2 tRNA genes and 2 rRNA genes are annotated in these 4,055 nt (G+C 51.8%); all 4 read left to right on the plus strand.

Annotated features, from left to right (window positions below):
• The first annotated feature begins 18 nt into the window (after positions 1-18).
• Positions 19-1,545, plus strand: a 16S ribosomal RNA gene (locus KTQ90_RS12800).
• Between the two features lie 164 nt (positions 1,546-1,709).
• Positions 1,710-1,783: transfer RNA gene (locus tag KTQ90_RS12805), tRNA-Ile, on the plus strand.
• A gap of 88 nt (positions 1,784-1,871) precedes the next feature.
• A tRNA-Ala gene (locus tag KTQ90_RS12810) sits at positions 1,872-1,948 on the plus strand.
• Positions 1,949-2,087: 139 nt separating this feature from the next.
• Positions 2,088-4,055 (plus strand): 23S ribosomal RNA (locus KTQ90_RS12815); the annotation flags it as partial.

The raw sequence follows: 4,055 nt of genomic DNA on the forward strand, positions 1-4,055 counted from the left end.
AGCAGTAAAAGATATTTTACAATGTAGAGTTTGATCCTGGCTCAGGATGAACGCTAGCTACAGGCTTAACACATGCAAGTCGAGGGGCAGCATGTTGGTTGCTTGCAACCGATGATGGCGACCGGCGCACGGGTGAGTAACGCGTATCCAACCTACCCTTGTCCATCGGATAACCCGTCGAAAGGCGGCCTAACACGATATGCGGTTCACAGCAGGCATCTAACGTGAACGAAATGTGAAGGAGAAGGATGGGGATGCGTCTGATTAGCTTGTTGGCGGGGTAACGGCCCACCAAGGCGACGATCAGTAGGGGTTCTGAGAGGAAGGTCCCCCACATTGGAACTGAGACACGGTCCAAACTCCTACGGGAGGCAGCAGTGAGGAATATTGGTCAATGGACGAGAGTCTGAACCAGCCAAGTAGCGTGCAGGAAGACGGCCCTATGGGTTGTAAACTGCTTTTATAGGGGGATAAAGTGTGCCACGTGTGGCATATTGCAGGTACCCTATGAATAAGGACCGGCTAATTCCGTGCCAGCAGCCGCGGTAATACGGAAGGTCCGGGCGTTATCCGGATTTATTGGGTTTAAAGGGAGCGTAGGCCGTCTTATAAGCGTGTTGTGAAATGTCGGGGCTCAACCTGGGCATTGCAGCGCGAACTGTGAGACTTGAGTGCGCAGGAAGTAGGCGGAATTCGTCGTGTAGCGGTGAAATGCTTAGATATGACGAAGAACTCCGATTGCGAAGGCAGCCTGCTGTAGCGCAACTGACGCTGAAGCTCGAAAGCGTGGGTATCGAACAGGATTAGATACCCTGGTAGTCCACGCGGTAAACGATGGATGCTCGCTGTTTGCGTCTGACGTAAGCGGCCAAGCGAAAGCGTTAAGCATCCCACCTGGGGAGTACGCCGGCAACGGTGAAACTCAAAGGAATTGACGGGGGCCCGCACAAGCGGAGGAACATGTGGTTTAATTCGATGATACGCGAGGAACCTTACCCGGGCTTGAACTGCAGGCGAACGATTCAGAGATGATGAGGCCCTTCGGGGCGCCTGTGGAGGTGCTGCATGGTTGTCGTCAGCTCGTGCCGTGAGGTGTCGGCTTAAGTGCCATAACGAGCGCAACCCTTGTTCGTAGTTGCCATCGGGTGAAGCCGGGCACTCTGCGAAGACTGCCTCCGTAAGGAGTGAGGAAGGTGGGGATGACGTCAAATCAGCACGGCCCTTACGTCCGGGGCTACACACGTGTTACAATGGCATGTACAGAAAGCAGGGTGTATGCAAATACGCTCGAATCCCTAAAACATGTCTCAGTTCGGACTGGGGTCTGCAACCCGACCCCACGAAGCTGGATTCGCTAGTAATCGCGCATCAGCCATGGCGCGGTGAATACGTTCCCGGGCCTTGTACACACCGCCCGTCAAGCCATGAAAGCCGGGGGCGCCTAAAGTCCGTGACCGCGAGGGTCGGCCTAGGGTGAAACCGGTGATTGGGGCTAAGTCGTAACAAGGTAGCCGTACCGGAAGGTGCGGCTGGAACACCTCCTTTCTGGAGAGGGTTCTTACGCAGCTCGACCGAGCGCAAGCGAGGTCAAGATAAATAAGAACACCTTATACAAAACGAGCACTAAATGAAGTTGGTAAGTATTTACCTCCTTCTTGTACGCAAGTTTGTTTACTAAATAATGAGAAGGTCCGGGCATCGGACGTGACAGTCCTATAGCTCAGTTGGTTAGAGCGCCACACTGATAATGTGGAGGTCGGCAGTTCAAGTCTGCCTGGGACTACTTCTTAAATTATTAATTAGTAATTGGTAATTATTAATTGTTGGGCAATCACAATTAAAAATTAATAATTAAAAATTAATAATTCCTCGGGGGATTAGCTCAGCTGGCTAGAGCACCTGCTTTGCAAGCAGGGGGTCAACGGTTCGAATCCGTTATTCTCCACCATTCTCTACCTTATATAATATAGGGTTTGAGAAAACGATCTTTGACATATTGATACAAGCAAAACTGTAAGTTAAATTAATAACAACAGCTGAAAGTATGAGCTACGGTTTTCCGAGCAAGCAATTGCAAGGAAGATTCGAAGAAAGTAGAAAAGGGCGCAAGGTGGATGCCTTGGCTCACGGAGGCGATGAAGGACGTGATAAGCTGCGATAAGCCTCGGGTAGGTGCAAATAACCCTTGATCCGAGGATTTCCGAATGGGACAACCCGGCCGTCTGAAGGACGGTCACTATGCAATAGCATAGGGCAAACGCAGGGAACTGAAACATCTTAGTACCTGCAGGAAGAGAAAATAAGTTAATGATTCCCCCAGTAGTGGCGAGCGAACGGGGAAGAGCCCAAACCATAGTTGTGGCAACGCAATTGTGGGGTTGTAGGACCACGCTGTAGCAAGATACTTGTGAGAAGAACGTTCTGGAAAGAACGGCCATAGACGGTGACAGCCCGGTAATCGAAGCAAGTAGAAGCTTAGTGGTATCCTGAGTAACGCGGAACACGAGAAATTCTGCGCGAATCCGCCGGGACCATCCGGTAAGGCTAAATACTCCCGTGAGACCGATAGCGAACCAGTACCGTGAGGGAAAGGTGAAAAGAACCCCGAGCAGGGGAGTGAAAGAGATCCTGAACCCTTGCGCCTACAAGCGGTCGGAGCTGCCTATGGCAGTGACGGCGTGCCTTTTGCATAATGAACCTACGAGTTACCATCACAGGCAAGGTTAAGTCTCACGAGAGACGCAACCGCAGTGAAAGCGAGGCTGAAGAGGCCGTCGAGTCTGTGGGGGTAGACGCGAAACCAAGTGATCTACACTTGTCCAGGTTGAAGTCCCGGTAACACGGGATGGAGGACCGAACCAATAAGCGTTGAAAAGCTTCTGGATGAGATGAGTGTAGGAGTGAAAGGCCAATCAAACTTGGAGATAGCTCGTACTCCCCGAAAGGCATTTAGGTGCCGCGTCGGATGTTCAGCGTGAGAGGTAGAGCGACCGATAGGACAAGAGGGCTTCACCGCCTATCGAGTCCTGACGAACTCCGAATGCTCACGCTCCGCAGTCCGGCAGTAAGGGGACGGGTGCTAAGGTCCGTTCCCGAGAGGAGAAGAATCCAGACCGCCGTCTAAGGTCCCGGAATTCTGTCTAAGTTAGTCTAACGAAGTGGGGTCTCAGTGACAGCCAGGATGTTGGCTTGGAAGCAGCCATTCATTCAAAGAGTGCGTAACAGCTCACTGGTCGAGAGTCCCTGCATGGATAATAATCGGGTATAAGACAGATACCGAAGGCGCGGGATAGCAATAATAAAAGTATCGGTAGGGGAGCATTCCATATCCGTCGAATGGTGCGGGTAACCTATCCTGGAGGATATGGAAAAGCAAATGTAGGTATAAGTAACGATAAGGAGGGTAAGATTCCCTCCCGCCGCAAGACTAAGGTTTCCCGGGCAATGTCAATCATCCCGGGGTCAGTCGGGTCCTAAGTCTCAGCCGAACGGCGAGGGCGATGGCAGACACGGTCAACATTCCGTGACTACCTTTAGGAGCGATGCGGAGACGGAGCAGTGACACTTCCGCGAGCCGACGGAATGGCTCGTTGAAGAGTGTAGGCGTTGATCACGGCAGGCAAATCCGCCGTGAGAGCCGAACTTGAAAGTACAGGGTCCTCTTCGGAGGAACCTGATAGCGAGGGTAAGCATACTCCCGAGAAAATCCGCTAAGCAATCCTAAAGGTACCCGTACCGTAAACGGACACACGTAGTCGGGTAGAACATACTAAGGCGTTGAGAGATTCATGGTTAAGGAACTAGGCAAACTGACCCCGTAACTTCGGGATAAGGGGTCCTCGTGAAAGCGAGGCGCAGAGAATAGGTCCAGGCAACTGTTTAACAAAAACACAGGGCTGTGCGAACTCGAAAGATGAAGTATACAGCCTGACACCTGCCCGGTGCCGGAAGGTTAAGAGGAGATGTCAACCGTAAGGCGAAGCATTGAATTGAAGCCCCGGTAAACGGCGGCCGTAACTATAACGGTCCTAAGGTAGCGAAATTCCTTGTCGGGT

The organism is Leyella stercorea (genome assembly GCF_019052365.1).
In the GTDB taxonomy this organism is placed as follows: Bacteria; Bacteroidota; Bacteroidia; order Bacteroidales; family Bacteroidaceae; genus Prevotella.